The organism is Deferrisoma sp. (assembly GCF_054681715.1).
The window spans coordinates 15,615-38,344 of the sequence record NZ_BAAHFQ010000015.1 but is presented as its reverse complement, the minus strand read 5'-3'; the positions used below and the strand labels follow the sequence as shown (position 1 = coordinate 38,344).

Sequence of the window (22,730 nt, the reverse complement as noted above, 5' to 3'; positions counted from 1 at the left end):
CATCTTCATGCGGCCCGACACCGTGAACGTGCTGGGCATGGCCCGCACGTTCCAGAACATCCGGCTCTTCGGGAACCTGTCGGTGATCGACAACGTGAAGATCGGGCTCCACGGCCGCACCCGGGTGGGATTCCTCGGCGCGGCCCTCCGGACCCGGGCGTTCAAGAAAGAAGAGGCCGAGATCACCCGCAAGGCGCTGGAGGCCCTGCGGTTTGTCGGCCTGGAACACCGGGCCGGGACCTTGGCCCGGAACCTCCCCTACGGCGAGCAGCGGCTCCTGGAGATCGCCCGGGCCATGGCGAGCGAACCCGCGCTGCTCCTGCTGGACGAACCCGCCGCGGGCATGAACCCCCAGGAGACCGCGAGCCTCGTCCATCTGATCGACCGGATCCGTAAGCAGGGCATTGCGATCCTGGTGATCGAACACGACATGAAGGTCATCATGCGCATCTGCGACCGGATCGTGGTGCTCGACCATGGCGTCAAGATCGCCGAGGGCACCCCGGCCGAGATCCGCACGAACCCCAAGGTCATCGAGGCCTACCTGGGACGGGAGGCCGCCGCCCATGCCTAACGCCCAGCCGATGCTCAAGCTCGAGAACGTCCACACCTATTACGGCAACATCCACGCCCTCAAAGGGGTGAGCTTCGAACTCCAGGAGGGCCAGATCGGCTGCCTGATCGGTGCCAACGGGGCCGGCAAATCCACCACGCTCATGACCATCTCGGGGATCGAGCGCTGCCGGGAAGGCACGATCGAGTTCCTGGGCAAACCCATCCACCGCACGCCGCCCGACGAGATCGTGCGCATGGGGATCTGCCAGGTACCCGAGGGCCGCCGGATCTTCCCCCGGCTCACGGTGCGGGAGAACCTGCTGCTGGGGGCGTACATCCGCAAGGACAAGGCGGGCATCCAAAAGGACCTGGACCGGGTGTTGGGCTATTTTCCCCGGCTCGCCGAACGGCTCAACCAGGACGGGGGCACCCTATCGGGCGGCGAGCAGCAGATGCTCGCCATCGGGCGGGCGCTCATGAGCCGGCCCCGGCTGCTCCTCCTGGACGAACCGAGCCTGGGGCTCGCCCCGCTTGTGGTGGAGACAATCTTCGAGATCATCGCCGAGATCGCCAAGGAGAAGATCACCGTGCTCCTGGTGGAGCAAAACGCCAACGCCGCCCTTCAGCTCGCCGATTACGGCTGGGTGCTGGAGACCGGCCGGATCGTGCTCCAGGACGAGGCCAAGGCGCTGCTCGCGAACCCCAAGGTCCGAGAGGCCTATCTGGGGGAGGGATAGGGGCTCGCTTGCCCCGCCCGCGGGGCGTTGTCCGCGCGCCGCGCCGCCGCGCCCTTCGGGGCGCGGCGTTTCTGTGCCCGCGCCGTGCTCGCCGGGCGGCCGGATGCGTGGTAGATTCGGCGATACCGATAGGCCTCCGTGCCGTTTCACCCCATCGATGGGAGGAGTGTCATGAGCGCAAGCCCGATCCGTCAGATCCTGGTGGCCGTGGACCTTTCCGACGACGGCTCGAGCGTGTGCACCTTCGCCAAGACCCTCGCCACCACCATCGGGGCCGACCTCACCGCGCTGTACGTGGTGGAGTCGCTCCCCGAGGGGCTGATGGGGCTCGATCTCCCGGCCCTCCGGTCCGAGGATGCCGTTCCCGAGCTTGAGCAGGAGGCGCTGCGGGTCCTCCGGGATCACGCGCTGACGAACCTGGGGGAGGGGGTGGGGCTCCACGTCACCGCCGGGGACCCGGCCGAGGAGATCCTCCGGGTGGCCTCGGAGCGCAACGCCGACCTCGTGGTCCTGGGGAACCACGGCCGCAGGGGGCTCGCCCGGGCCCTCTACGGCTCCACGGTGCAGCGGGTGGTCGAGGCGGCCCGGTTCCCGGTACTGGCCGTCCCCCTGCCCGCCTGACCCCCCAGCCGACCCGAGCACCGTGGGAGTTCCGGACCCGCTCTCCCTCTGGCCCGACCCCGAGCGGCTCGCCGAGGATCCGGCCGCCGAACTGGGCCGGCTCGCCCATCTCACCGGGGCAGCCGCCGCGGCCCTCTGGCACGCCGAGCGACCGGCCGCATGTCTGGCCTGGCCGGAAGGGGCGGTCGCGCTCTGCGATTGGCTCGGGGCGGACACCCCCGCCCCTCCTCCGCCGTTCGGCGCCGCACGGCGGATCCCCCTGCCCGGCGAACCGGCCCGGCTCGGGCTCTTCTGGAAGGCCGACGCGCCGTCCCCCCTCCCCGGCCTGGACGGGGCCGCGGCCCGGCTCGGGCCGGCCCTGCGGCTGGCCCGCCGGTGCCGGGAGGTGGCGGAGCTGGAGGCCCGGTACCGCCGGATCTTCCACGAGATCCCGGTGTCGATCTGGGAGGAGGACTTCTCGGCCCTGAAGGAGGAGCTCGACCGGCTCAAGGCCAAGGGGGTCACCGACGTCGAGGCGCACCTCGCGGCCCACCCCGAGTTCGCCGTGCGGGCGGCCCGGTTGGTCCGGATCCTGGACGTCAACGACTACACCCTGCGGCTGTTTCGGGCCCGCTCGCGGGAGGAACTCCTCGGTTCGCTGGACAAGATCTTCACCCCCGAGTCGTTCCCGGTGTTCGCCAAGGAGGTGGCGGCCCTCGCCCGGGGCGAGCGGTTTTTCGAGTGCGAGGGGCAAAACCGCACCGTGGACGGCGAGCCCCTCGAGGTGCTCATGCGGGTGGAGTTCCCCCCGGAGAAATCCGACCTCTCCCGGGTCACCGTGAGCATCACCGACATCACCCGGCGCAAGCGGGCCGAGGAGGCGCTCCGCCAGGCCCGGGAGGAGCTGGAGGCCCGGGTCCAGGCCCGCACGGCCGAACTGGAGGAGGCGAAGCGGCGGCTCGAGGAGGACATCCAAGCCCGGGAGCGGGCCGAGGCCGAGCGGGAGCGGTTCCGGAAGGAACTCGAGCGAAGCCGCCTCTTCGAGGCCGTGGGGCAACTCGCGGGCGGGGTAGCCCACGATTTCAACAACCTCCTCGGAAGCATCCTGGGGTGCCTCTACGGGCTGCGGCTGCGGCTGGAGGGCGATCCCGAGGCCCTGGCCGAGCTCGACCGGATCCGGGACCTGTGCAAGCAGGGCGGGGAGCTCACCCGGCAACTCCTGGCCATCGCCCGGCGCCAGGGCGGCCGGGACGAGGCGGTGGCCGTGGGCCGGCTCGTCCAGGAGGCCGCCGCGCTCCTCCAGCGGACCGTGCCCCGCACCATCCGGCTCGCCCTGGAGGTGGAGCCGGACCTTCCGTCGGTGCGGGGCGACCGGTCGCTCCTAACCGCCGCGCTCCTGAACCTCGGCGTGAACGCCCGGGACGCCATGCCCCGGGGCGGGGAGATCCGCCTCGGGGCCCGGCCGACGGGGGACGGGTGGGTCCGGATCTGGGTGGAGGATACCGGGGTGGGCATTCCCCCCGACGTCCAGGACCGGGTGTTCGAGCCGTTCTTCACCACGAAGCCCGTGGGCCAGGGCACGGGGCTCGGGCTCTCCATGGTGTACGCCACCGTGACCGAGGCCGGGGGGCGGGTGTCGCTCCGGTCCGAGCCGGGCCGGGGCACTCGGATCGAGCTCGCGCTGCCGGCCGTGGAGGCGCCGGGCCGTCCGGCGGCCGCGGGGGACCGTCGGCCGTCGTCCCACCCCCTGTGCTCGGCCACGGTGCTCGTGGTGGAGGACGAACCCCCGGTGGCCCGATTGGTGGAACGCGCGCTCCAAGGTGCAGGGTACCGGACCCGCTGGGCCCGGGACGGCATCGAGGGGCTCGAGGCCGTGCGGGACCTGGGGGCCGACCTGGGGGCGGTGCTCCTCGACCTCGTGCTCCCCCGGACCGACGGAAGCGCCGTGTACCGGGTGCTCCGGGAGCTCGCCCCCGAGGTCCCCGTGCTCTTCATCACGGGCCGAGAAGACCTCGCCCGCAACCTGGCCCCTGGAGTTCCCGTGCTCTCGAAGCCCTTCGATGGGGCGGACGTATTGGCGGCGGTCTCCGAAGTCCTGGCCGGGCCCCCGTTCACCAGATGCGGCTCTTGATCTTCCCGAACGGTTTGAGCAGGAAATCCACCAGGGCTTTCTCGTAGTACCCCCGGGGCCAGAGGTCTTGGGATACCCGCTCCTCGTAGTGACGCCGGCCTTCCGCAATGGCCGACTCCATGATCTCGAAGAGCCGGTCCTCCACGATTCCCCGTTCCACTTCGCTTTTGTGGTAGGCGGCCAGGTCGCTTACAATCGTCCGAGCGAGTCGCCGGGCCTCTTCCTCGTCGCGGATCGGTTCGTCCATGCTCTCCATCCCCGGTGGGCCGAAGGCCGCTTTTTCAGCCATGGCGCGACGATAGCACCCGCTCCTTACGCCCGGCAAGCGCAGGCTCCGAGGAGGAAACGTGACCACGCTGGATGAGGTGGCCGAGCGCCTTTCCCGGTACCGCCCCCCGTCGGGAAGAACCGTGGCCCCGGTGCGGGCCGCGGTGGCCCTGTGTCTGCAGGAGCGCCCGGAGGGACTCGAGGTGCTGTTCATCGAGCGGGCCCGGTGCGACGGGGACCCCTGGTCCGGGCATCTGGCATTCCCGGGCGGGCGGATCGACCCAGGCGACGCCGACCCCCGGGCCGCGGCCGAGCGGGAGACCCTGGAGGAGGTGGGGCTCGACCTCGCCCGGGCGCGCTACCTCGGCACCCTGGGCTCCCACCACGCCGAGCGGCTCCCGGTGGTGGTGTCGTGCTTCGTGTATGGCCTCGGCGGGGACCCCGTGCTGCGCCCCAACCACGAGGTGGCCTCCGCATTCTGGGTTCCCCTGGCCCACCTCGTGGACCCGGCACGGCACCTGGTGAAAACGTTCCGGTTCGGGGGCAAAGACTGGGCCCACCCGGCCATCCAACTCCTGGGGCCCGGCCGGCCGGTACTCTGGGGCATCACCTACCGGCTCGTGGAGCGGTTCTGCCGGGCCATGGGCCTGGCGTTTCCCGCCGCCCGATCCGAAGGCGCCGCGGCGCCCTGAACCGGCGTTGGCCCCGAGGAGGAATCCGGTGGAGATCCCCTTCGTTAAGATGCACGGGCTCGGAAACGACTTCGTGGTGGTGGACTGCCGCGACACCGACTGGGGGGACTGGTCGCACCTGGCCCCGGCCCTGGCCCACCGCCGGTTCGGGGTGGGCTGCGACCAGGTGCTCCTGGTGCGGCGCTCGGACCGGGCCGATCTGCGGATGGACATCTACAACGCCGACGGCTCCCGGGCCGAGATGTGCGGCAACGGCATCCGGTGCTTCGCCCGGTACGCGCGCGACCGCCTGGGCTGGCGCGGCGAACGCCTTCAAGTCGAGACGCTGGCGGGGGTGGTGGTGCCCCGGTTCGTGGGCGAGCTCGTCGAGGTGGACATGGGGGAGCCCGCGTTCGACCCAGCCCGGATCCCCGTGGAGGCCGAGGCGCCGGTGCGGGAGGCGCCGCTGCCCATGGACGGGCCCGACGTCAAGGTGACCTGCGTGTCCATGGGAAACCCCCACGCCGTGGTGTTCGTGGACGACGCGAAAACCTACCCGGTGGAAGAGATGGGCCCCCGGATCGAACGCCATCCATGGTTCCCCCGCCGCACCAACGTGGAGTTTGTTGAGGTGCTCGGGCCCGACCGGATCCGGATGCGGGTGTGGGAGCGCGGGGCCGGGGTGACCCTGGCCTGCGGCACGGGGGCCTCGGCCGCGGCCGTGGCGGCCCACTGGACCGGACGGACCGGCCCGGAGGTCACGGTGGCCATGGACGGCGGGGAACTCGAGATCCGCTGGGACCGCGCCTCGGGTCGGGTGTTCATGACCGGCCCGGCCGTCGAGGTGTTCGAGGGCGTTTACCTCGCAACTTCCCGCTCGGACGCTGGGAGGCTGGGAAGCTATTCCTCCGGCGGCTAAATAGAGACGGTCGGGGGCATGGGGCCTGCTGGAGCGCCGGGCGTGGCTCCTACAGTGGCCGGATGCCGCACTCACGCACGGCCGGAAGCAGGCCCCATGCCCTCGCGGTCTCCTTGCGCGCCTGTATTGGCGTCGGGTTAATAGGACGCCAAAAGCCTTTGTGATTCCAGCGCCAGCGAGTGTCCCAGCCTGTGGGAGCGGCTTTCAAGCCGCGACACGATCCCTTCGGGCCTTGGGCCCGGATCGCGGCGGGGCGAACCCCTTGCAGGCCCCGCCCGCCTCACCCCCTCGTCCGGATGTATCCCCACTCCGAGAGCCGGCGAAAACAGTACTCCGCCATCGGCCCCTTGCGGACCTTCTGGAGGACGGCGGCGTACTCCTTGGCCGCGGCCTCCCGGTTTCCCTGGGCCTCGTAGTTCCGGCCCCGGAAGAACGCCACCGTGGGCTGCCCCGGCACGAGCTTTTCGGCGGCGGCCAGGTGCTCCAGGCTCCTGCCGTGCCGGCCCGCCTCGAAGGCCAGCACGCCGGCCGTGAACCGCGCCCGGAAGAGCTTCGGGGCCAGGGTGGCCGCCCGTTCGGCCGACCGGAGGGCCTCGTCGAGCTTTTCGGCCTTGGCCTCGGCGGCCGCCCGGAGTGCCCAGATCAGGGCGTGCCCCGGCGCCAGCTCGGTGGCCTCCCGCAGCAGACGGAGGGCCTCGTCCACCTTTCCCTTGGCCAGGGCCTTTCGGCCCTCGTCCATTTTGGCGTAGGCCGGAGCGACCTTCCGAAGACCCGCCGTGGCCTTCCGGAACGGCTCGGCCCGAAGCCGCTCCGGGGTCTTGAGTCGCGCCGGCTGCAGCTCGGCCATCTCCCGGGCCCGGGCCAGGCGCTCCGAGGTCAGGGGATGGCTCAGGAAGAGCGACTCCACGGCCGAAGGCTCCCGGTCGTGGCTCGCCTTCAGGATCTCCATCACCTGGACCATGCCCTCGGGGTTGTAGCCGGCCGCCGTCATGTACTCCATGCCGAGCTCGTCCGCCTGGCGCTCCTGGTCGCGGCTATACTTCATGAGCACCAGGTTCGTGGCCAAAAGTCCCCCCTGCGCGAGGAGCTCGCCGCCCTGGACCCGGGCGGTTTCCAGGGCCACGAGCCCGACGGTGGTCAAGACGCCCGCGAGCACCTGCCGGGTGTAGCCCGCGGCCTGGTGGCGGGCCGCCACGTGTCCGATCTCGTGGCCCAGCACAGCCGCGAGCTGCGCCTCGTTCTCCATGCGCGTCAAAAGCCCCCGGGTGATCGAGATCTTCCCCCCGGGCAGGGCGTAGGCGTTGATCTCGGAGGCGTTCACCACGTTGAACTCGTAGGGAAGCCCCGGCCGGTGGCTCAGGGCCGCGAGCCTTCGGCCGACCTGGGCCACGTAGGCCTGGAGGGCCGGATCGGGAAACTCCCCCTCGGAGATCTGGGTGTAGACCGGATACGCCTCCTCGCCCATGCGCAGCTCCTGCTCCTCGCCCATGAGCACGAACTCCTGGCGCCCGGTCACCGGGTTGACGGCGCACCCGGCGAGGAGGAGCATGAGTGCGGCGCCGAACCCCAGAGCTCCCCCAAAGCGCATCGATGATCGCCTCATCGTTGGAGCCCTCCTTTCCCGCGCTCGCCGCCGCCCGGGCCTACGCGGCCTTGGAGGCGGCCGTGCGCGACCGGATCGACCGGCTCACGGCCCGGGTGTGCCCCTGCTGCGCTTCGCCGTGCTGCCGGTCGTGCTACTGCCGCAGAACCTTCGAGAACCCCTGGTACCGGTGGGTCAACCGGGTGGCGGCTCCGCTCGCCCCGCCCCCCGACTGGCGCAGGACCCGGCACCCCTTCGGCCTGGGCCCCCGGGGTTGCGAGATCCGCGCCGGGCGGTATGTGTTTTGCTACAGCTACAACTGCCGCCGGCTCCTCGGGGCCCTCGAGACCCGGGAGGCCCGCCGGGCGTTCCAGGCCCTGTCGGACCTCCTTCTCCACCCGAACCGGCTTCCCGACGGCCGGCTACTGCACGAACTGGGCCCCGGGGCCCGGCTTTCGGGCAGCGATGTGGAGGAAATCGGCCGCCGGGTGGCCGAGGCCCGCCGGGCCCTCTCGGCCCTCGGGGCTTCCGGCATGCTAGCGCCGACCGGCCGATGCCTCAACCCGACTTCCCGTACCCCCTGATCGGAGACCTTCCATGCCCGAACGCTTCTACGACCGGCCGCCGAGCCTCTACTACCGCCAGAAGTACCACGGCCTCATCGGCATCCAGTCCAAGGTGCCGATCCGCGACACCTCGGTGCTCTCGCGCCTCTACACCCCGGGCGTCGGGGCATGCTGCCTCACGGTAGCCGACGACGAGGACGCGTCGTTCGAGCTCACCTGCCGGGGCGACAGCGTGGCCGTGGTCACCGACGCCTCGGCCCTCTACGGCATCGGCCGGGTGCCCCCCGAGGCCGCGCTCCCCATGCTGGAGGCCCGGGCCGTTTCGTTCAAGACCTTCGCCAACATCGACGCCTTCCCCTTCGCGGTGCGGGCCGCCAACCCCGACGACCTCACCGAGATCGTCCGGCTCCTCACCCCCACCTTCGGCGGGGTGGTGCTCGACGATATCCGGGCCCCGGACTGTTTTGCGGTGGAGTACCGGCTGCGGCGGGCTCTGCCGATCCCGGTGTTCGACTCGGACCAGCACGCCACCGGGATCGTGGTGGCCGCGGCCCTCCGAAACGCCCTGAAAGTGGTGGGAAAGCGCCTGGAGGACGTGAAGATCGTGATCGCCGGGGCCGGGGCCTCGGGTGCCGGGACGACCCGCCGGCTCCTTCGCCTGGGGGCCCGGAACATCGTCTTGTGCGACACCCGGGGCGCCCTCTACCCGAGCCGGCTCGAACACATGAACTGGGCCAAGATGCTCCTGGCCCGGCGCACCAATCCCGAGGGGCTCCGGGGCCCGCTGGAAGAGGTGATCCGGGGGGCCGACGTGTTCATCGGCCTTTCCTCGGGCGGGGTGCTCACGGCCGACATGGTCCGGTCCATGGGCGAGCGGCCCATCGTGTTCGCCCTGGCCCTGCCCGAGCCCGAGATCGGCCCCGAGGAGGCCGAGGCCGGCGGTGCGGCCGTGTACGCCTCGGGCACCAGCGTGTTCCCGGTGCAGATCCGCTCGTCCACGGTAACCCCGGGCTTCCTGCGGGGCTGTCTGGACGTGCGGTGCGCCGACATCAACACGGCCATGCTCAACGCCGCCGTGGACGCGATGGCTGGCCTCGTGCCCGAGCGCAGGCTCTCGGCCCACCACATCCTGCCCGATCCCCTGGATCTCCTGGTGGGACCCGCCATCGCCGAGGCGGTGGCCCGGGCCGCCGTGGACTCCGGCATGGCCAAGACGGCTCCCCCGCCCGGGGCCGTGGCCGAGCGGCTGCGCACCTTCCTCTACGAAGGCGACCGGGCCTGGTACGAGATGGGTCCCCACGCCCGGGTGCCGCGGGGAGCCGGGGTCGAGGAGGAAGCCCTGGCCCTCCACCGCAAGTACCACGGGTGCGTCGAGGTGACCCCGAAGATCCCGATCCGCGACGAGCACATCTTCGTGGATCTCTACTCCCCCAAGGCCGCCGTGGAGCCGGCCCGGGAGATCATGGCTGACCTGGAGCGGGTCTACGACTACACGGCCAAGGCGAACCTGGTGGCCGTGGTGTCCGACGGCTCGGCCGTGCTGGGGTTCGGGAACATCGGGCCCTGGGCCGCGCTGCCCGTGATGGAGGGGAAGGCGATCCTGTTCAAGACCTTCGGCGGGGTGGAGGCCTTCCCCCTGTGCCTCGCGACCCAGGAGGTGGACGAGATCGTGCGGGCCGTGGAGGCCCTGTCCCCCGCCTTCGGGGGCGTGAACCTGGAGGACATCTCGGCCCCCCGGTGCTTCGAGGTGGAGGCGAGGCTCCGGGAACGGCTCGACATCCCGGTGTTCCACGACGACCAGCACGGCACCGCGGTGGTGGTGCTGGCCGGGCTCCTCAACGCCCTGGAGATCGTGGACAAGCCCCTCGACGGGGTGAAAATCGTGGTGAACGGCGCCGGCGCGGCCGCCCTTGCGGTGACGCGCCTTCTTCTGGACGCCGGGGCCCGGAACGTGATCGTGTGCGACCGGACCGGGGCCCTTTACGCCGGGCGGAAGAAGGGCATGAACCCCTACAAGGAGGAGATCGCCCGCCGGACGAACCCCGACGGGCTGAAGGGCGGCCTCGTCGAGGCCCTCCGGGGGGCCGACGTGGCCATCGGGCTCTCGGCGGCCGGGGCGTTCACCCCGGAGATGGTCCGGTCCATGAACCCCGGGGCCGTGGTGTTCGCCTTGGCGAACCCGGTGCCCGAGATCCTGCCCGACGAGGCCCGGAGGGCCGGGGCCGCGGTGGTCGCCACGGGCCGGAGCGATTTCCCCAATCAGGTGAACAACTGCCTGGCGTTCCCGGGCATCTTCCGCGGGGCCCTGGACGTCCGGGCCCGGGAGATCAACGAGGCCATGAAGATCGCGGCGGCCCACGCCATCGCCCAGGCCGTGCCGGCCTCCCAGAAGGGGCCCGACCGGATCATCCCCGACGCCATGGACTTCACGGTGCCCCCCCGGGTGGCCGAGGCCGTGGCCCGGGCCGCCCGGGAGACCGGGGTGGCCCGCCTCGACCTCGACCCGGCCGAGGTGGGCCGCCGGCTCACCGAGTACATCTACGAGGAGCAGATGATCGGCGCCGAGGAAAAGATCGCCGACCAGACCGCCTGCATCCTGCCGGGTGGCCCGGAGGTCGACGACCCCCCGGCCTAGGCCTCACCAACGCGTCGCCGGGGATCCGGCAAGGCTTCCGTCGGCAGGTGTAAGGAACCCTCCGGCCCCGGGACCCAAGGGAGGGGGGAAGGAGGCGTGCCATGGGAAGAAAGCGTTGGCTCACGGCCGCGGGCGTCGCCCTCGGCGCGGCGGCCCTCTGGGCCTGCACGGCGGCCCGCCCCGGCCCCCGGACCCTGCCGCACTGGGTTGAACTCCGGGTCGAGGTGGCCGACCCCTACCCCGTGCTGGTGGGCCCGATCGAAACCTATCAGTATCTTCCCGTCGGGGCGGACCTCCGGGCCTCCCTGGGGGAGTGGGCGCGGGCGGTGAACCCTCCGGCCGGGGCGCGGCTCACGGTCACCGTGCAAGACCTCTCGGCCGGCTACGACGAGGTGGGGGCCGGGCCCCCGGCCGAGCCCCTCCGGCTCGCCTCGCTTTGCCTCGCGGACCTCGAACTCGACGGCGCGGACCTCAGCATCCCCGAAGAGATCCGAAAGAGCCTGCGGCTCGTGGCCGGGATCCGGTTCTCCGCCCCGGGCGGGCCGCCCCTGGAGCGGACCGAGACGATCGAGGTCACCCGGGTGGTCCGGTGGGAGGAGTACGACGGGTGGGCCTACGACTATCGTCCCGTGTGGGGGCAGGCCCTCCGGGACCTCGTGACCCGCCTCGGCCGGATGGCGGAGGAGGCCGGCTGGACCCGCGACTAAGGCCTGCAAACGGTCTGCCGGACGCCGGCGGCGATCCGGCTCCGGCCGGGTGCCCGACCGGCACCGGATCGCCCCCTCTTCTCGCCCTTAGTGCCGCTGGTACCGGATTTCATAGCGGAAGGCCCGGGGGTCGAGCCAGTCCAGGGGCTTTCCGACCACCTCGGCGTAGGGGTACATGAGGTAGTTCACCGGGCCGGCCTTCTGGGGCGGGTTCAGGGTGAGGTCCCGGCCCACGGCGAGCTTCACCCGGTAGGGGTCCGCCCCGGCCCAGTAGAACTCCATTAGGTCGGCCGGCACCGGATCGGTGCGGCCGAGGCCCCGCTTGAGCATCATCTTTCGCACGTCGGCCGGGTCCACGAGCACCCAGCCGTACCCCGGCAGGTAGAACTCGGCCCAGCAGTGCTGCCAGGTGGTCACCTCCTGCCCGTCCTCCTTGCCGAGCCGGATCCCCAGCACGTGCCGGGCCGGCACCCCCGCGGCCCGGGCCAGGGCCACGAACACCGACGAGATGTCCCCGCACTTCCCGCCCGGGTCCTCCTCCAACAGCCGGCACACGTCCCCGGCGCCGCACCCGCGGGTCTCGGGGTTCCGGTAGGTGTTCCGGCACACCCACTCGTACACGGCCCGGGCTTTCTCGAGCACGGTCGTCTTTCCGGCCACGATCTTCCGGGCCGTCTCCTCCACGATGCCGCCGGTGGCCACGAGCTTCGAGGGCCGGAGCCAGAGCTCGAAGTCCTTGGGATTCCACGGCGCGTCGGGGGCGTCCGGCGCGGGGAGATCCCTCTGGCGCACGGCCGTTCGCTCGACCCGGAACGAAAACCCGAGGCGCCGGCTCCCGGCCCCCGCCGGCCAGACGGCGTGGAGCATGGGGGTGGAGTAGGTCCGGTCGGTCACCACCTCGGCGTTGGCGTAGTCGCCCTCGATCCGCACCTCGGTGACCCACTGCCGGCCATCCGACACCGGATACGGCACCCAGAGGTGGGTCTCCCCGGCCGGGTGGGCCGAGAGGTCGAAGCTCCACACGAGCCGGCCGGCCACCGTCTCCGGCGTGTCCCCCGCCCAGGCCATGGCGGCCACACCGACGAGAACCCCGGCGATCCAGCCCGCCCCCCGCAGTCCGCTCCTGCCCATGGTCGTCCCTCCGCGCAACGAGATTCGGTCTGCGTCCACCGTGCGCGAAAAGGACTAACATCCCGGGGCGGGCGAACACCAATCGGTTCTTCCGACGGGGGAAGACGAAACCATGGGGAGAGGGAATGTCAGATCCCAGGCGTTGCAACGGAAACCCGCGGGTGGGGGGCTGGTGGAGAGCCGGGTGCGGCCCCTTACCTCGCCGCGCCATCACCACGCCCGAATCGCTTTGTAAAGATCCGGAACGTCCGCCACCGCCGCCCCGCCCTGCCGAGCCGACAACGGCATGGAAAGGCGCGGCGAAAAGGGTGCCGCACTCGCGCCCGGCCGGAACCAGTCCCCCACCCGCCCCCGGCAATACTTCGTATCAGGGCCCGCCGGCCGCCTCGCGCCAGCGGGCCAGGAGGGCCTCGACCAGGGTTTCCAGAGCCTCGACCCGGGTCCGGCCTTGGGCCGGCCCCAGCGATCCCGCCCCCTGGAACACGGTCCGGCCGTCGGCCGTGCGCACACAGGTGAGACGCACGCCCACCCGCACCACCACGGACTCCTCGGGAGGGAGATCCACCCAAGCCCCGCCGGGGACCGGAGCGACCACCCGGGGACGGGACCGCTCGGTTCGCTCCCAGTCCGTGAGGGCCGCATCGCAGGCGAGGTCCGCCGAGGCGGAGCGGCCGAGAGCCGGGAGATCCCCGGATGCCCCGGGCCGGATCGGAGCCACCGGCCCAAACCCGCTCGCTACGAACGCCCTTCGAACGGCCGGCTCGGCCCCGGCCCCGGTTCCCTCCCGCCCGGGTGCGTCGGCGACCGATGCGAGGACCACCGAGGCCCCGCGGGGGAACGGCCCGTAGGCGTAGACCGACACCCGGGGCGTTTCGGCCGGGGGCGGGGCGGCCACGGCCGCGTGCGCGGTCCCTACCCCGGCGGCCACGAGGGCCGCCGTCCCGAGCGCCGCGAGCCGGCGCCCCCGACCGGAGCTACCGTGCGGCGCCACCGGGCCTCAGTAGGAGCCCAACTCGGTCGTGGCGCCGGTGCCGTGGGCCCGCAGCCGGCTCTCCCAGGCCACGGTCCCCCCCTCCTCCACCAACTGCACCTGCACCACCCTGCCCGGCACCGCGTCCACCCGCCACAGCCGCACCGCGTCGCCCGCGCCCATGGCGGCGAACTCCATCAGGTCGGCCCGGAACGTGCCGGCCGGCACCCTGACCGTGACGCCCCGCTGTTTGACCGCGCCCTCGATGGACTCGGGGGTGAGCTCCACCGGCTCGTGGTACCAGCCCTCGGCCACCGGCACCTCCTGGGGCTCCCCCCCTCCCACCTTCTGGCGCATCCGCCGGAGGCTGCCGCGGTCGGGGCTGAAGAGGACCTCCAGCACCAGGTTGTCCTCGGGGGTCTCGCCCGTGAGCTTGAGCTGCCACCACTCCTGCCCGTTGGGGAGCCGGGTCAGGAACGCCTTTCGCAGGACCAGGGGCTCGTCGTCGCCGCCGTAGCGCATCTCCCACTCGGTCCACTGTCCGGGCGCGTACGCCCCCAGGTCCATGCTGTACCCGTAGACCGCGAACATCGACTGGAACAGCACCGGGTAAAGCTGGGCGCCCATGAGGCCCCCGAAAAACCCGCCCCCGCCCCCGACGACGATGCCGGCCCCGACCTCCACCGGCTTCCCCAGCCGGGCCACCAGGGTCTTGCCCCGGTCCATCGGCATGCTCACGGAAAGGGTCGTGGGCGCCCGGCCCTCGGCGGCCACCGTGATCGTGTGGACCCCGAGGGTCCCGAACTTGAGGATGGCGAGCCCCTCGGCGTCGGTGACGGTCTGCTGCCCGTCGGAGGCCTCCACCCGGGCCCCGGCAATCGGCCGGTCGCCCTCGTCCAACGCCTTCACCGTGACGGACAAGAAGGGAATCTTCAGCAGCGTGTCCGTGGTGCCCCCGCACCCCGCAACGGCCACCACGCAGAGAACCCAAAGCCCCACCACCCACCCCACGGGAACATCGCGACGAGCCATGTTGCGTTCTCCTTTTCCGACGGGAGTCCGATGGGCCCTCTGTACCCCGGAGTTCCTCCTTGTCAAGCCGGTTCTCCATCCTCCGGCGGCCACGCGCACCAACGGAGCGATCATCAGATTTTCCTCGCGGTGTTATACCAAGTTGCGTTCAGAGCTGCCGTTTCCTGATTCGACCCAGGGATGGGTGTCTGTTTGAACGCAACTTGGTATTGCGGGAGGCCGGAGGGTTGGAGGCCGCCTCCGTCCCCCACCCACGTCCGGCAATGCTTTCGAAGAGATTCGGAGCAGGGCCCGCTTCACCCTCCCTGCGCCCCCCCGGTGGGTCCCAGACACGCCACGAGGCGTTCCAGGCGGGCGGGGGGGATCGGGTCGGTGAAGACCCCCTGGCCCGGGCGGGCGGGGTCGAGGCCCCGGAGGAACACGTAGTGGACCCCGCCCAGGTGCCGGGCCGGGTCGTAACCGGGGAGCCGGGCCCGGAGGTGGAGGTGCAGGGCCACGGCGTAGAGGTGGTACTGGAGCACGTAGTGGTCCCGGGCCATGGCCGCGGCCAGGGCCTCGGGGCCGTAGTCCTCGGCCCGGGGGCCCAGGTGGTTCGTCTTCCAATCCACGAGGTGGTAGCGCTCCCCGACCCGGACCACGAGGTCCATGACGCCCCGGAGGAACCCCCGCACCGGGGAAAACTGGAGCCGGCCCAGGGCCCCGTCGAGGGCCGGACCAAACCGCTCGGCCAGGTCCGGCGCCCGGAGCGCCCAGGCGAGCTCCCGGGCCGTCAGCGCCGCGTCCTGCCGGGCCCGCAGGGGGAAGGTGAAGGCCACCTCGTGGAGCCGGTCGTGGGGCGGCACCTCGCGAAACGGCACCCCGTCGAAGGCGACTTCCCCCACCCGGTCGAGCACCCGGGTCACGGCCGGGGCCCACTCCGGCCCGAACCCGTGGGCCCGCAGGAGGCGGGCCGCAAAGGCCCGGCGCTCCTCCGGGGTGGGGCCGGCCTCGTCCCAGCGTTCGAGCATCTCGTGGAGGCACAGCCCGGTGCGGGCGCCGCGGGGGAACCCCAGGAACTCTTCGGCCTCCCCCTCGGGCTCCTCGGCCGGCTCGGCCCAGTCGTAATCGGCCTCCTCGGCCTCGGCCCCGGAGGCCAGGGCGGTGAAGCTCGTGACCCGCCAGTCGGCCCGGATCGTGCCCCCGAACTCCAGGGCCCGGAGCTCCTCGGGTGCCGCAGCCTCGGGCCGGAGCCGGGGCGGGTCGGCGAACCCGGGCTCCTCCACGGCGGCGCCGGGCCCCTCCACCCGGCCCAGGACCGCCCGGAGCTCGGCATCGTCGGGCTTGCGCTCGGCCAGACGCCCCACCGGGTCATCGCCCTCGGCCCCGCCCAGCAGGAGGTATCCCGGCGGGGTCCGGCCGACGTCCCGGAACCCGCCCCAGGCGAAGGCCACCCGGTTCTTGGCCCGGGTCAGGGCCACGTAGAAGAGCCGCAGCTCCTCGGAGAGCCCCTCGGCCCGGGCCCGGGGGAGGTTTGCCTCGATCTCGGCCGGATCGAAGGTCAGCACCATGGCGCCGTCGTCGGCGTGATAGAGAAGCCCGCGCTCCCCGTCGATGTCGGGGGTGGCGAGCGACGCAAAGGGCACCAGGACCACCGGGAACTCTAGGCCCTTCGACCGGTGCACCGTGAGGATCTTCACGGCCCGCTCGTCGCTTTCGAGCCGCAGTTCGTGGGCCTCGTCATTTGCCCCCCGCCCGCCCAGCCGGTCCTCGAGCCAGCGCACGAGGCCGGCCGGCCCGGCCCCGCCCTGGCGGGCGGCGGCGTCGAGCACCTCGCCCAGATGGACCACGTTCGTAACCCGGCGCTCGCCGTCGGCGAACCGAAGGAGGTGCTCCCGCACCCGGGCCTGGCCCAGGAGGTCCCGGTAGGCCGCCAGGAACCCCCGGTCGTGCCACAGGCCGTGCCACTCCCGGAACCGCTCGAGCCACCCGGCCCAGGCGGCCTCGTCCTCCAGAACCCGGTGGAGCCCCGCCGCGTCGAACCCGAACCAGTCCAGGGCCAGGGCCGCACGCACGAGCCCCTCGTTCCCCGGCTCGGCCAGGGCCCGCACCGCGGTCAACACCTCGGCGGCTTCCCGGGTCTCGAACAGGCTCCGGGTGGTGTAGAGGACCCCCGGCACCCCGGCCCGCCGGAGGGCCTCCTGCACGGCCTCGGCCTGGCGGTTCGACCGCACCAGGATCGCGAGGTCGCCGGCCCCGAGATCCCGATCGCCGATTTTGGCCCGGCCGGAGCGGCCGAGGTCCAGGAGCCGCACCACCTCGGCGGCCACGGCACGGGGCAGGTGTTCTTCGGCCCAGCCCCTGTTGATGACGCCGCCCCGGCCCGTGCGCTCCTCGGTGCGGGGCACGAACCAGACCCGCAGCGCGGGCTCGGCCCGGCCGTCCAGGGTGAGCCGGGGCTTTTCCCGGGGGGAGGGCCGGACCTTGGGAAACCCGATGTCGGGCAGCAGAAACGGCCGGTCCACGGCGAACACCCGGCCCACGGCCTCGAGGAGCTCGGGCTCGGAGCGCCAGTTGAACCCCAAGGTGTGGCGGTTCTCGGCCTCGCGGGCCGCCCGGAGGTAGGCGAACACGTCTGCCCCCCGGAACCCGTAGATGGCCTGCTTCGGGTCACCGATCAGGTACAGGGTGCCGCCGCCGAACACCCGGGAGAAGATCTCGTACTGGAGCGGATCGGTGTCCTGGAACTCGTCGATCAGGGCCGCCGCGTAGCGCTCCCGCAGCGCGGCCGCGAGCGCCTCGCCCCCCGGCCCCGTGAGCCCCCGGTGGACCCGCACGAGGAGATCCGAGAAGAAGAGGAGGTCGTTTCGCACCTTCTCCCGGTCGAGGGTCTCGAGCACCGCGGCCAGGGCCCCGGGCAGAAACGCGCGGCGGAACCGGGCGATCCCGTCGGCCAGGGCGCCCGCGGCGGCGAGCGCCGGGTGGGCCGGGGGCTCGGCCCCGGGCTTGGTGCCCTCGGCGAGCTTTTCCGGCGAAAGCTGGTCCAGGGCCCCCAGAAACCCGGTCCCGAACGTCCCGGACCCGACCGCCCGGGTGAGCTCGTCGCACACGGCCCCGAGGAACTCGGGCCGCCACTCCTTCCTCCTTCGGTTCAGGGCGGGGGAGGTGGCGAGGAGCTCCCGGACCTCCTCGGCCCGGGCCCTCCAGGCCTCCTCGAACGCCTCCAACGCCTCCCCAACCGACCGGATCAGGGCCGCGAGGTCGTCGGGGGTGACCCGGGGCCGGAGCTCCAGGGCCGGGTGGGCGAGGAACGGGGTCAGGGTCCGCCGGAGCTCGGAAGGCCCCAGGCCCTTCCGGGCGAGGTCCGCGGCCAGGATCGGGGGGGCCGAGACGGCAAAGCGCCGCCACACGTCCCGCACGGCCTCGGCCACCACGGCCTCGGGGTCGGGCACCACCTCCGGGTCCAGCGGCCCGGCGCTCTCGAACCCCAGGTCTTGGAGCAGCCGCTGGCAGAACCCGTGGATCGTGTGGATCGGGGCCCGGTCGAACTCGGCCAGGGCCAGGGTCAGGTCGTCCCGGGCCCGGGCCCGGTCCGGCACGGCCTGGAGGAGGTGCCGGAGCAGGTCGTCGCCGCCGGCATCCCCGGTCTCGAAGGCCCGCAGCGCCCCGGCCAGCCGGTCCCGGATCCGGGCCCGCAGCTCCTCGGTGGCCGCCACCGTGAAGGTGACCACCAGGATCCGGTCCACGGGGAGGCGCCGCTCCACCACGAGCCGGAGCACCAGGCCGGCGAGCGCGTAGGTCTTGCCCGTGCCGGCGCTGGCCTCGATGAGATGGGTGCCCGTGAGCGGGGCGGTTTGGATCTCGAACATCCGGGGCGTCGTCATCCCGTGCGGTATCCCCTCGGTTCTTGTTCCACCGGCCGAAGAGGCTCCCCGTTCCCCCTTCGGGCCTCTACTGCCGCCGGATGGGTCCGAACACCAACGGAAGTGCTGTCAGATCCTCGTGGTTGCTACAGAAACCAGCGGGTGGGGGGCTGGTGGAGAGCCGGGTGCGGCCCCTCACGTCGCCGCGCCCCACCGGGCCTGGATTGCCTGGAAGATCCGGAACTTCCGCCGCCGGCGTCCTGACCTGGCGAGCCGGCAACGGCATGCGAAGGCGCGGCGAAAAGGGTGCCGCACTCGCGCCCGGCCGGAACCAGTCCCCCACCCGCCGCCGGCAGTATGTTTGAAGGCATTCGCAGATTCCGATCACAGGTCTTCGGCCACGGCGAACGTGGGCCCGAACACCGCCTCGGCCGTCTCCGCGAAACCCGGCACGAAGGGCCCCCCGTCGCCGAAGCAGTGGAGAAGCGCCGGGTCCCGGCACTCCCCCGGGGCGAACTCCGACCCGATCCAGGCCGACCGGGCCCTGGCGAGGGCCTCGCGCTCCCCCTTCCCCTTGCCGTACCGGGCCTCCCCGTAGCCCCAGGAGGTCTCGGGGGCAAACGGGAGCGGCTGGCGAAGCCCCCGTTCGTAGAGCTCCAGGAGCCCGGCCAGGAGCCCCAAGGGATCGTCCACCGGCCCGAAGGCCCAGCCCTTGGCGTCCTTGCCCACGACCCGGGTTACGGGGTCCACCCCCGGGGGGGCGAGGGCGCACAGGGCCAGGTGTCGCACCCAGGCCCGCACCCGGTCCTTGCCCTTGGGCGCGGCCGGCCGAAACAGCACGAGCCCGCCGGGCCGCACGCCCCCGAGGGCCACCCGCAGCCGGAAGCGGCCGAGCTCGAGCTCCCGGGGCTCCACCTCCACCGGCGGCTCGGCCACGAAGGCCCCGGCCGCCTCCCAGACCCCCCGGGCCAGGCCCTCCGCGTCGGAAAACGCCACGGCCCCGGCCTCCCCCGGGGGCAGCCGGCCCTGGGCCCGGGCGAGCTCCAGGGCCCCGTCCACCGCATCGCCCGCGGCCAGGAGGTCCAGGATCTCCTGGGCCAGGCCGTAGCGGGACAGGGTGTCGGGCTCCAGGGGTTCGGCCTCCTCGATCCCCTCGGCCGGCCCCTCGAGCCGCACCCCCAGCCGGACCCGCAGGAAGTAGGCGGCCGGGTTCCGGAAGAACCGCTCCAGGTCCTGGAGGGTGAGGGTCCGCAGTTCCTCCGGGGGCTCGGGGAGCGGCCGGGGGGCCCACGGACCCCGCTCCTCCCGCTCGGCCGCCGCGGCGAGCCGCCGGGCCGTGTCGGCGTCGGCCCGGGAGTAGCTTCCGGGGTCCGCCCCGGGCCGGAAGTAGGCCGGGCTGAAGGGGTGGAGCCGGTGGCGCACCCGCACCCGCTCCGAGGGCGGCGGGGTGTCCTCGGGCACGGCGAAGGTCCGGTCCAGGGCGTCGAGGAGCTCGCTCACCAGCACCGAGGGAGGAATCTCGGCGTTGTCCCGGGCGCTCTGGCCCGTGTAGCTGAGGTACAGGTGCTCCCGGGCCGAGAGGAGCGCCTCCAGGAAGAGGTACCGGTCCTCGTGCCGGAGCGACCGGTCGCCCCGCCGGGGCTCCCGGGCGATGCCGTCAAACCCCGGCGGCCGGTCGGTGCGGGGGAAGGCCCCGTCGTTGAGGCCCACGAGGCAGACCACCCGAAACGGCACGCTGCGCATGGGCAGAAGGGCGCACACCGTGACCCCGCCCGACAGGAACCCGCCCTCGGCCCGGACCCGGCCCAGGGCCGAGGCCAGGTGCTCGGCCACCGCCTCGAAGGCCACCTCGGGCCCGTCGCCGGCGTCGGCGAGCCGGGCCAGGGCCCGGCGGAACTCCCCGGCCTCCCGCTCCTCGGCCCCCTCCACCCGGAAAAACCGGTCGAACCACGCCGCCAGGTCCGCGGCCCAGGCCGCCGGCGGGCGGGGCCGGCCGAGGTCGTCGGCCAGGGCGAAGAGCGCCCGGCAAAACCGCACGAGCCCCTCCAGGGCCGCGGCGTCCCCGCCGCCCTCCACGTCGGGGAACGGGTGGACCCCCCGCCAGAGCTCCCGGCCCGGGGCCATGGCCCGTCCGATCACCAACCGGTCGAGCCCGAACCGCCAGGAATGCTCCCCGTAGGTCCCGAGGCCCAGGGCCTCGCGGTGGGCGGCGTCACGGCCCCACCGGACGCCGGCCTCGGCCACCCAGGTGCGCACCCGCTCCACGGCCTCGCCGTCCCACCCGAACCGCCGCCGGATCCCCTGCCACTCCAGGAGGTCCAGAACCTCGGGGGCCCGGAGCCGACCCCGGGCCACCTCCAGAAGCCGCAGGAACCCGGCCGCCGGTCCGCCCCCGGCCGGGCCGGCCCGGTCCGACAGGGTGTGGGGGATCGTGGGCTCCTCGTCCCCGCCCCGGAACACGGCCGAGATCAAGGGGCCGTAGGTCTCGAGGTCGGGGGTCATGACCACCACGTCCTCGGGGCGCAGATCGGGCCGGGTCTCGAACAGGCGCAGGAGGTGGTCCCGCAGGGCCTCGGCCTCCCGCAGGGGGCCGTGGCACGAGGCCACCCGGATCGAGCCGTCCCCGGGCCAGGGGAGGCGGTCCCCCGGTTCCCGGTCGACGAGGTCCAGCACGTCGGCCTGGAGCCGGCCCAGGGCGGTGGAGCCGTCGGGGGGCTCGAACCGGTCGTCCTCCGCCGGCTCGGCCCGGTCCCACAGGAGCTCCAGGAACTCCCGGCCGGCCCGGCCCAGGGTGGCCAGGAGCCGGTTCCCCACCGTGAGGTACTCCCGGATCTCCGGGGCGTTCCGGGCCCTTCGGGCCTTCTCGGCCGGTGACACGATGTCGGCCCACCACTCCCGGCAGGGGTCGAGGGCAAACACCGCGACCGGCCGGTACCGGGCCACGGCGGCGAGCACCTCCACGTAGAAGGGCGGAAGGGCCGACAGCCCGAACACCACCACCCGGTGGGGGAGCCGCCCGGCGGCCTCGCCGTCGAGGGCGGCGAAGAACCTCTCCCTCCGGCGGGCGCGGTGGTTGCCGCCGATCCGCTCGACGAGGGCCCTCCAGGCCTCGGCCTGCCACCCAAGCCCCTCGGGAGCCGGCCCGCCGGCCTCCCAGGCGAGCACCCAGTCGGGGCGGTACACGGTGTAACGGTCGAAGAGGTCGGCGAGCCGGGCCGCGAACCGGTACGCGCGGCCGGGCCGGGGGTCGGCCTCGAGGAACCGGCGCACCGACCCGAAGGAGGGCCGTTCGAGAAGGCCGGGCAGCACCTCCAGCACCCGCCACACGAGGAGGTCCGGGTCCCAGGGCCGCCGGGGATCGCCGGGGCCCAGGACGGCGTCGAACCACTCGTCCACGGCCGCCGCCGGAAACGGGAACCGGGCGTTCATCCACACCCCGAACCGCCGGGCGAGCTCCTGGGTGAGCCAGCGCTCGAGCCCCCGGTTCTGGACCACCACCACCTCGGCGGCGAGCGGGTCGGGCAGGGGCTCGGCCAGAAGCTCGGCCAGGGCCTCCACGAGCCGCTCCATCCGGTTCGAGCGCACGAGCCGGAACCCCGGGGTCATGCCTCGTCTTCCTCCTGCACCAGGGCCCCGGGGCGCAGGTACCCGTCCCGGGCCGCCTGCCGCAGGACCCGCCGGGCCTCCTCGGCCCGGTCGGCCGGCACCTCGATGCGCTTTTCCCCCAGCGGCCCGATGGACACGGGGTACGGGGTGACCCCCATGTCCCGCACCCGCACCTCGAGGCCGGCCGAGGCGAGAAGCCCCGTGACCGCCGAGGCCTCCACCGCATCCAAGGCCACGTACACCTCGGCCCAGCTCACGGCTTGAGGTCCGTCGGGGAGTGTGCTACCAAGGCTCCGGCCGCCCGCGGGGCGGCGGGATCCGCATCCGGGAGGAGTGCCATGACGACGCGTCGGGGTTTCATCTGGCTCCTTTGTCTCGCGGCCCTGCCGCTTCTCACCGCCATGGGCGGCGGGGGCGCCGGGCCGGTTTCCGACACGATTCCCCGGCCCAAGGAGAACCACCGGGCCGAACTGGTGGACCGCCAGGGGGTGGTGACCCGGGTGGAGCTCCTGGCCTGCAACGGGAAGACGTTTCTCCCCCTGGAGCGGGGCGAGGGCACCCTGATGGTGCCGTTCGCCAAGGTGCGGAAGGTAACCCTGGGGGAGGAAAACGGCTCCCGGCTCGCGGCCCGGGTGGAGGTGGAGGGCGCCGACGCCCTGGAGGGCCGGCTCGCCCGGACGCTTCTTTTCACCGGGGTCACCGACTACGGCAACTACCGCATCGAGGCCCGGGGCCTGGCGGAGATCCGGATGGTCCGGTAACGGCCGGGAAGCTGGGAGGTT

At 72.9% G+C, this 22,730-nt stretch carries 17 protein-coding genes and 1 pseudogene; 10 read left to right on the top strand and 8 right to left on the bottom strand.

The window, feature by feature from the left end; translation table 11 throughout:
- Nucleotides 1-13 precede the first annotated feature (13 nt).
- The 4 genes and pseudogenes from ACY0I8_RS04200 to ACY0I8_RS04185 form a co-directional block, all read left to right on the top strand.
- A pseudogene (locus ACY0I8_RS04200) lies at nucleotides 14-574 on the top strand (ABC transporter ATP-binding protein); the annotation flags it as partial.
- Nucleotides 575-584: 10 nt separating this feature from the next.
- Nucleotides 585-1,292: an ABC transporter ATP-binding protein gene (locus ACY0I8_RS04195; RefSeq protein ID WP_461393722.1), complete on the top strand. Its 708-nt coding sequence runs from the start codon at nucleotides 585-587 to the stop codon at nucleotides 1,290-1,292.
- A gap of 171 nt (nucleotides 1,293-1,463) precedes the next feature.
- Nucleotides 1,464-1,913, top strand: coding sequence for a universal stress protein (locus ACY0I8_RS04190; RefSeq protein ID WP_461393714.1), 450 nt, complete (start codon nucleotides 1,464-1,466; stop codon nucleotides 1,911-1,913).
- A 22-nt stretch (nucleotides 1,914-1,935) separates the two neighbouring features.
- A complete protein-coding gene (locus tag ACY0I8_RS04185) occupies nucleotides 1,936-4,023 on the top strand; it encodes a hybrid sensor histidine kinase/response regulator (protein WP_461393713.1) in 2,088 nt (695 codons plus the stop codon).
- On the opposite strand, the gene ACY0I8_RS04180 is transcribed toward ACY0I8_RS04185, so the two are convergent.
- Entirely contained in the window at nucleotides 4,004-4,270 is a 267-nt protein-coding gene (locus ACY0I8_RS04180) for a hypothetical protein (protein ID WP_461393712.1), read from the bottom strand. The genes ACY0I8_RS04185 and ACY0I8_RS04180 overlap by 20 nt on opposite strands.
- 100 nt (nucleotides 4,271-4,370) lie before the next feature.
- Here ACY0I8_RS04180 and ACY0I8_RS04175 point away from each other — a divergent pair, with 100 nt between their 5' ends.
- Both ACY0I8_RS04175 and dapF read left to right on the top strand, forming a co-directional pair.
- Nucleotides 4,371-4,982, top strand: a complete 612-nt coding sequence (locus ACY0I8_RS04175; RefSeq protein ID WP_461393711.1) for an NUDIX hydrolase — start codon at nucleotides 4,371-4,373, stop codon at nucleotides 4,980-4,982.
- 34 nt (nucleotides 4,983-5,016) lie between these two features.
- The gene (gene dapF / locus ACY0I8_RS04170; protein ID WP_461393721.1) at nucleotides 5,017-5,880 is read left to right on the top strand and encodes a diaminopimelate epimerase; all 864 of its coding nucleotides are present in this window, start codon (nucleotides 5,017-5,019) and stop codon (nucleotides 5,878-5,880) included.
- A gap of 280 nt (nucleotides 5,881-6,160) precedes the next feature.
- Here the strand turns inward: dapF and ACY0I8_RS04165 are convergent, their stop codons facing one another.
- On the bottom strand, nucleotides 6,161-7,483 hold the full coding sequence (locus tag ACY0I8_RS04165; RefSeq protein WP_461393710.1) for a M48 family metalloprotease: 1,323 nt from the start codon (nucleotides 7,481-7,483) through the stop codon (nucleotides 6,161-6,163).
- Between ACY0I8_RS04165 and ACY0I8_RS04160 the strand changes: the two genes are divergently transcribed.
- The 3 genes from ACY0I8_RS04160 to ACY0I8_RS04150 all read left to right on the top strand — a co-directional run bounded on the left by ACY0I8_RS04160 (nucleotide 7,471) and on the right by ACY0I8_RS04150 (nucleotide 11,370).
- A complete protein-coding gene (locus ACY0I8_RS04160; RefSeq protein WP_461393709.1) occupies nucleotides 7,471-8,046 on the top strand; it encodes a hypothetical protein in 576 nt (191 codons plus the stop codon). The two genes, ACY0I8_RS04165 and ACY0I8_RS04160, sit on opposite strands and share 13 nt — an antisense overlap.
- Nucleotides 8,047-8,059: 13 nt before the next feature.
- The gene (locus ACY0I8_RS04155) at nucleotides 8,060-10,663 is read left to right on the top strand and encodes an NAD(P)-dependent malic enzyme (protein WP_461393708.1); all 2,604 of its coding nucleotides are present in this window, start codon (nucleotides 8,060-8,062) and stop codon (nucleotides 10,661-10,663) included.
- 101 nt (nucleotides 10,664-10,764) lie between these two features.
- Entirely contained in the window at nucleotides 10,765-11,370 is a 606-nt protein-coding gene (locus ACY0I8_RS04150; RefSeq protein ID WP_461393707.1) for a hypothetical protein, read from the top strand.
- Between the two features lie 87 nt (nucleotides 11,371-11,457).
- On the opposite strand, the gene ACY0I8_RS04145 is transcribed toward ACY0I8_RS04150, so the two are convergent.
- The 6 genes from ACY0I8_RS04145 to ACY0I8_RS04120 all read right to left on the bottom strand — a co-directional run bounded on the left by ACY0I8_RS04145 (nucleotide 11,458) and on the right by ACY0I8_RS04120 (nucleotide 22,205).
- Nucleotides 11,458-12,501 (bottom strand): transglutaminase-like domain-containing protein, encoded by a 1,044-nt coding sequence (locus ACY0I8_RS04145; protein WP_461393706.1) that lies wholly within the window; start codon nucleotides 12,499-12,501, stop codon nucleotides 11,458-11,460.
- Between the two features lie 367 nt (nucleotides 12,502-12,868).
- Nucleotides 12,869-13,492 carry a hypothetical protein gene (locus tag ACY0I8_RS04140; RefSeq protein WP_461393705.1) on the bottom strand — a complete coding sequence of 208 codons (624 nt, stop codon included), beginning with the start codon at nucleotides 13,490-13,492 and terminating at the stop codon, nucleotides 12,869-12,871.
- Nucleotides 13,493-13,498: 6 nt separating this feature from the next.
- Nucleotides 13,499-14,503: a carboxypeptidase-like regulatory domain-containing protein gene (locus ACY0I8_RS04135; protein ID WP_461393704.1), complete on the bottom strand. Its 1,005-nt coding sequence runs from the start codon at nucleotides 14,501-14,503 to the stop codon at nucleotides 13,499-13,501.
- Nucleotides 14,504-14,799: 296 nt separating this feature from the next.
- Nucleotides 14,800-18,363 (bottom strand): exodeoxyribonuclease V subunit beta, encoded by a 3,564-nt coding sequence (recB, locus tag ACY0I8_RS04130; protein ID WP_461393703.1) that lies wholly within the window; start codon nucleotides 18,361-18,363, stop codon nucleotides 14,800-14,802.
- A gap of 363 nt (nucleotides 18,364-18,726) precedes the next feature.
- Nucleotides 18,727-21,948 carry an exodeoxyribonuclease V subunit gamma gene (gene recC / locus ACY0I8_RS04125; protein WP_461393702.1) on the bottom strand — a complete coding sequence of 1,074 codons (3,222 nt, stop codon included), beginning with the start codon at nucleotides 21,946-21,948 and terminating at the stop codon, nucleotides 18,727-18,729.
- Nucleotides 21,945-22,205: a putative signal transducing protein gene (locus tag ACY0I8_RS04120; protein ID WP_461393701.1), complete on the bottom strand. Its 261-nt coding sequence runs from the start codon at nucleotides 22,203-22,205 to the stop codon at nucleotides 21,945-21,947. The genes recC and ACY0I8_RS04120 overlap by 4 nt, the downstream gene beginning before the upstream one ends.
- An 81-nt stretch (nucleotides 22,206-22,286) precedes the next feature.
- Between ACY0I8_RS04120 and ACY0I8_RS04115 the strand changes: the two genes are divergently transcribed.
- Nucleotides 22,287-22,709 (top strand): hypothetical protein, encoded by a 423-nt coding sequence (locus tag ACY0I8_RS04115; protein WP_461393700.1) that lies wholly within the window; start codon nucleotides 22,287-22,289, stop codon nucleotides 22,707-22,709.
- Nucleotides 22,710-22,730 lie beyond the last annotated feature (21 nt).